This is a genomic window from Desulfobacula sp. (assembly GCF_021107415.1).
Genome location: NZ_JAIOSW010000353.1, coordinates 1 through 5,067, shown reverse-complemented (window position 1 = coordinate 5,067; position 5,067 = coordinate 1). Strand labels below are relative to the sequence as shown.

Sequence of the window (5,067 nt, the reverse complement as noted above, 5' to 3'; positions counted from 1 at the left end):
AGATCGTGATCAAATCTTGACTCTGGCATCCGGCTGATGGAATATTTTTTATTTAAAATATTCTCCCACAAGCTGTCGGGATCATCAGCATCCGGTAAAATACAACCGATACCGATTACGGCAATCTCATCATTAATTTTGCCTTTCGGGCTTGAAAATATCTCAAGAAAATTGATGTTTTTGTAAAGTGTCGATTTGGCTTCAAAATATTTGTCATGGATCTCTTTTATGGTCACGGATCGGTCAAAAAAGGCCAGACTGTCCCCCACAAGAAAATTGCCCTTTTCTTTGTACTCTTCACCTTCAAACCAGGTGTAATTATCAGACCCGGGGTTTTTAAAATCCGGCAGGAATCCTTTTGCACCGATGAGCAGCGAACCGATATTTTTCTTTTCAAAGGTACGTTTTCTTTTCTCAAGGTTTTCCTTGCTTTTTATCATCTCAGCTTCAGTTTCAACCATCATTTTGGCAAACCGGGTGGGTGCGGTTCTGGATGCCAACCCTAAACTTTTACCGATCACCATGGTCTCATTTTCCCGGATAATGATTTCCTGGTATTGATGTTTAATACTTTTGGTTGCCACAATTTCATCGGCAAAAAGGTAAGCTGTTCCTACCTGGATACCGATTTTTGCCCCTTTGGCCGCAAGAAAGGATGTAAGGCCTGAAATGAAAAATGATGCAAAGCAGGTGGAAATACCACCGGCAAATACCAGGTATAAATCAGACAAATCATAATCTTTATTGATTAAGGTGGCAATGGCATCCTCCCACAGCACCATGGAAGAAAGGGTACCCACATGGCCGCCGGCTTCCCCGCCTTCAAAGATAAACCGTCTGCATCCGTTTTTCAGGGCATTTTCCATCATGGATACCGATGGCGTATGAAGATATGTTTTGGTTCCTGCCTTTTCAAGTTCTGCTACCTGGGAAGGAATCCCGCCTGCAAAAAGTGCATAGGGAATTTTATACTTTTTAACCATGTCCAGGTGTTTTTTTACCGCAGGATTAAACGCTTCCATGCCAACAAGTCCGGCACCGAAAACATCCACTTTTTTAGCACCATCCTTAAGCATATCATCCGCCAGCTGTTCAGGAAGACTTCCCACTGCAAAAAACGGCAGAGCTCCTTGTTCAAGGACTTTATTTGCAAAATCAGAATTATCAGAAATATTTGCCATGGGCCCCTGGATCAATGGAAATTTTGTTCCCTGGTCCTTGGCAAAGGGTGAACCCGACTTTATTGGATCATTATTATCAATGAAATTTAAATTCTCACCAATGGATTTGAAAAAACTTGAGATGATTTCTTTGAGGCTTGTTGACTCTTTTACAAAATCCTTTGCAAATACGCCGTCCTGACCCAGATAAAAAAGAGACTGGATAAATTTTTCATCTTCTTTGTCAAAGGCCGCCATATTGTCCTTGATGGACTCATAAAGTTTTTGTCGGCCATCCGGATCATCATTAAATTCAATTGCCTGTAATTTTAAATCTTTAACAATTTTAGTTCCCAGTTTTGCAAACACCCGGTAAATATCCTGACCATTATATATGATCTCGGTGGAATCGCTCTCATCCACCATACCCAGAAGTTTTTTAAAATTATCCGATACAGGTGCTTTATCCGTCATGAGAAACTGACTGTCCATGACAAGGCCTGAAGCACCGGCGGCAAACAGTCCGGCAGCAGTATACTTTCCAACACCGCCATGAATAAATAAAGGCAGTTCATTATTTTTCAAATACCATTGCATCAAAATAAAAGAAGAATATTTTGAAACCTTCCCGCCTGCTTCATTTCCTTTTAAAATCAAGGCATGGGGTGAAACCTCTTTTATCTTATCGTTAATATTAATATCTTTAATTTCCATCACTATTTTCGTATCTGCAAAATTTGTGAAATCCGCAGGCGGTTCATCTGCTGCAAAAGGAAAAATTATAAGATCAAGATTGATCATCTGCTGGCGCTTAATTTTTTCGATCAGCTCATTATCATGGGTTGAAAGTCTGATACCAAAACTGAATTTTTCGCGAGAAAGTAATAAGACACCTTGAAGGATGTCGTCAGTACTTAAAAATTCCGTGTCAAATACCGGAAGTGCCCCTGCATTGAAAATCTCCTTAAAATACTTTACATCAAACACCTTTACAGGATTATAAACCATTAAAGGAAGTCTTGAATTCAGTATTCTTCTAATCATAAGTGTTTCTCCATAATTATTTTGTGTTTTTCATTTTCACACTGCTGCCATGAAAATTTACCTTAATACGCTAGTTAAGTTGTATAATTCAAATATTGTGCCAGACCCAGCCAAAGGAATAACATACTAAAATAAAAGGGTTTTTATTTTTTATTTTCTTTTTGAGTCTATTCTGCCACTTTTATTCTTGCATTTTATGTATACGATGTGTACAAAATTGTACTTTGCAACAAGATTAATTAATGGAGAATTAAAAATTGAAAACTGCAAGCTTAAATCCCGAAGAACGCCAATTTTTCAGAACAGTTTATAATGCTGCTTTTGCAAACCCGTTCAGCGATTTAAGGAAAAAACTTGATCTTAAAATTGCAGGCCTTTTTCCTTCAGCTTCCGGAAGGGAAAGCATTGATCAGTGCATAAATGAAGTGGATCGAAGGATAAAAAAACTTGAAAGCCAGGGCCGTGCCAATATCAATGCATTTCACGGCCAGGACAAAGAAATCATTACGATTGTATTCCTGTTTGATATCTTTTACAAATTCAAGGATGATTTTGACCAGCTGACAAAGGATCAAATCAAGGCCCAGGACACACCGGTTAAGGTTCTCTTTGCAGCAGAAACCATGCACATGCTCCATTCCAAGGGATTTGATGTCAAGAGCATCTCCCATTATTTTGCCCTTTCCTATCAACTCAGACGGGCCTTTTATTTTATTTCCAACTCTCTTGTGGGCAGCAGCCCGTGCATGAAAAAGTTAAAAAAACATTTGTGGTACAATGTTTTCACTTATAATTTTGATCTGTACAATAAATTTTTATGGAACAAGATGGAGGATTTTTCCACCCTGCTTTTAGGCGAAACCGGCACGGGAAAAGGTACGGCCGCCAAAGCCATCGGCAGAAGCGGATATATTCCCTTTGATGAGAAAAAACAATGTTTTACCCAAAGCTTCACCCAGGCCTTTTCTTCACTGAATCTTTCCCAGTATCCTGAAACGCTTCTTGAATCAGAACTGTTTGGGCACACAAAAGGCGCTTTTACAGGGGCGGTGGATAATTACCAGGGTGTGTTTGATCGGTGCAGTCCCCATGGCTCCATTCTTCTGGATGAAATCGGTGAAATCCCCAACCATGTACAGATCAAACTGTTAAGAGTTCTCCAGGAAAGAAGCTTTTCCCCTGTAGGTACCCATAAAAAATCAAGATTTAACGGAAGGGTCATTGCTGCCACCAACCGGCCCAAAAAGGATATTCTCAGCGGCAAGGTATTCAGGGACGATTTTTATTACAGATTATGTTCCGATATCATTGAAGTCCCCCCCCTTAGCACCCGAATCAAAGAAAAACCATCGGAATTGGATGATCTTCTTGACTTTACCATCCAAAAAATGACCGGCACCCATTCGGAAAAATTAATCCTGAAAGTTAAAAGAATTATTGACCGCCGGCTCGGAAAGAATTATCAATGGCCAGGAAATGTTCGAGAGCTTGAACAGTGTGTCAGAAGTGTTTTATTAAGACGGGACTATAAAGGCAAACAAAAAGATGAAGAAAAGACCATATCCTTAAACCAGGAACTTTTACAAGGAATTTCAGATCGGACCATCACTGTGCCATCCCTTGTTGCAGGATATTGCAAGCTTTTGTACGACAAATTTGGTACCTATGAAAAGGTCGCAAAGCTGACAGGACTGGATAGGAGAACTATAAAAAAACATATCATGAATTTTAAAAAAGTCTGAATATTTTATGCTATCTTTTCTACCGCACCCACTCAAAGGCATTCTATCAGTATTATTGTACACGGCAAATACCATCTTTTTGACCATTCCATTGATTCTGCTCTCTTTTTTCAAATTTCTTATCCCGGTTCATTCTGTTGTTGTTATCCTTGACAAAATTCTAATATCCATTGCCGGCCTCTGGATTGGGATTAATTCATTCAATTCAAAACTGTTCTGCAAAATAAACTGGGATATCAGGGGACTTGAAAAATTAGAAAAAAAAGAATGGTATCTTATTCTTTCCAACCACCAGTCCTGGGTGGATATTTTAGCATTGCAGACAATTTTAAACCAAAAAATTCCCATGCTGAAATTTTTTCTGAAAAAGGAATTGATCTGGGTTCCGTTCTTAGGGCTTGCCTGGTGGGCACTGGACTTTCCATTTATGAAACGGTATTCAAAAAAGCAATTAAAAGAAAATCCCCATCTAAAGGGTAAAGATCTTGAAAGCACAAAAAAGGCCTGTGAAAAATTCAAACATACGCCTGTCTCCATTATAAATTTTGTTGAGGGAACAAGATTTACTCAGCAAAAAAAAGGTTCCCAAAAAAATAATCATTTTACGTATCTTCTGAATCCAAAAGCCGGTGGGGTTGCCTTTGTCTTAGGTTCCATGGGAGAATATCTTCATAAAATCATTGATGTCACTATTGTGTACCCGGATAAAATCCCCACATTCTGGGAATATATTTCAGGCCGGGTCAATAAAATAATAATTGACTTTCAAGTCATACCCGTAACTGATTCTCTGGCCGGAGATTATTTTAATAACCCTGAGTATAAAAACCATTTTTTCACTTACTTGAACGCTTTATGGCAGGAAAAAGATAAAAAAATCAAAGCGTTGAAGGTAAAAAAAGATTAGATTTTTTAGGTGTGACCTTTAGGGTACGTGTGACCTTCAGGTTAAAGGTCACAAGCAGGTTAAATATTTCCCACCTTCATTTCATAAATATTCAGGCTCCGGCCGTCATCAGATGTGCATAAAACTTCCATAATCTTTGCATGTCGTATCAATTCAGTTACACGCTTTTCGCTGTGCTGGCCAAATATAACGGTTTCAGTCAGCATCGCCCCTT

3 protein-coding genes are annotated in these 5,067 nt (G+C 38.9%); 2 read left to right on the top strand and 1 reads right to left on the bottom strand.

All coding sequences use genetic code 11. The features are described 5' to 3' along the window. Positions 1–2,204 (bottom strand): nitronate monooxygenase (locus K8S13_RS17895; RefSeq protein ID WP_291464643.1); only part of this gene is annotated, 2,204 nt, incomplete at its 3' end. 257 nt (positions 2,205–2,461) lie between these two features. Here K8S13_RS17895 and K8S13_RS17890 point away from each other — a divergent pair. After that, entirely contained in the window at positions 2,462–3,946 is a 1,485-nt protein-coding gene (locus K8S13_RS17890) for a sigma 54-interacting transcriptional regulator (RefSeq protein ID WP_291464641.1), read from the top strand. 7 nt (positions 3,947–3,953) lie between these two features. Continuing rightward, positions 3,954–4,853 carry an acyltransferase gene (locus K8S13_RS17885; protein ID WP_291464639.1) on the top strand — a complete coding sequence of 300 codons (900 nt, stop codon included), beginning with the start codon at positions 3,954–3,956 and terminating at the stop codon, positions 4,851–4,853. Positions 4,854–5,067: the final 214 nt, after the last annotated feature.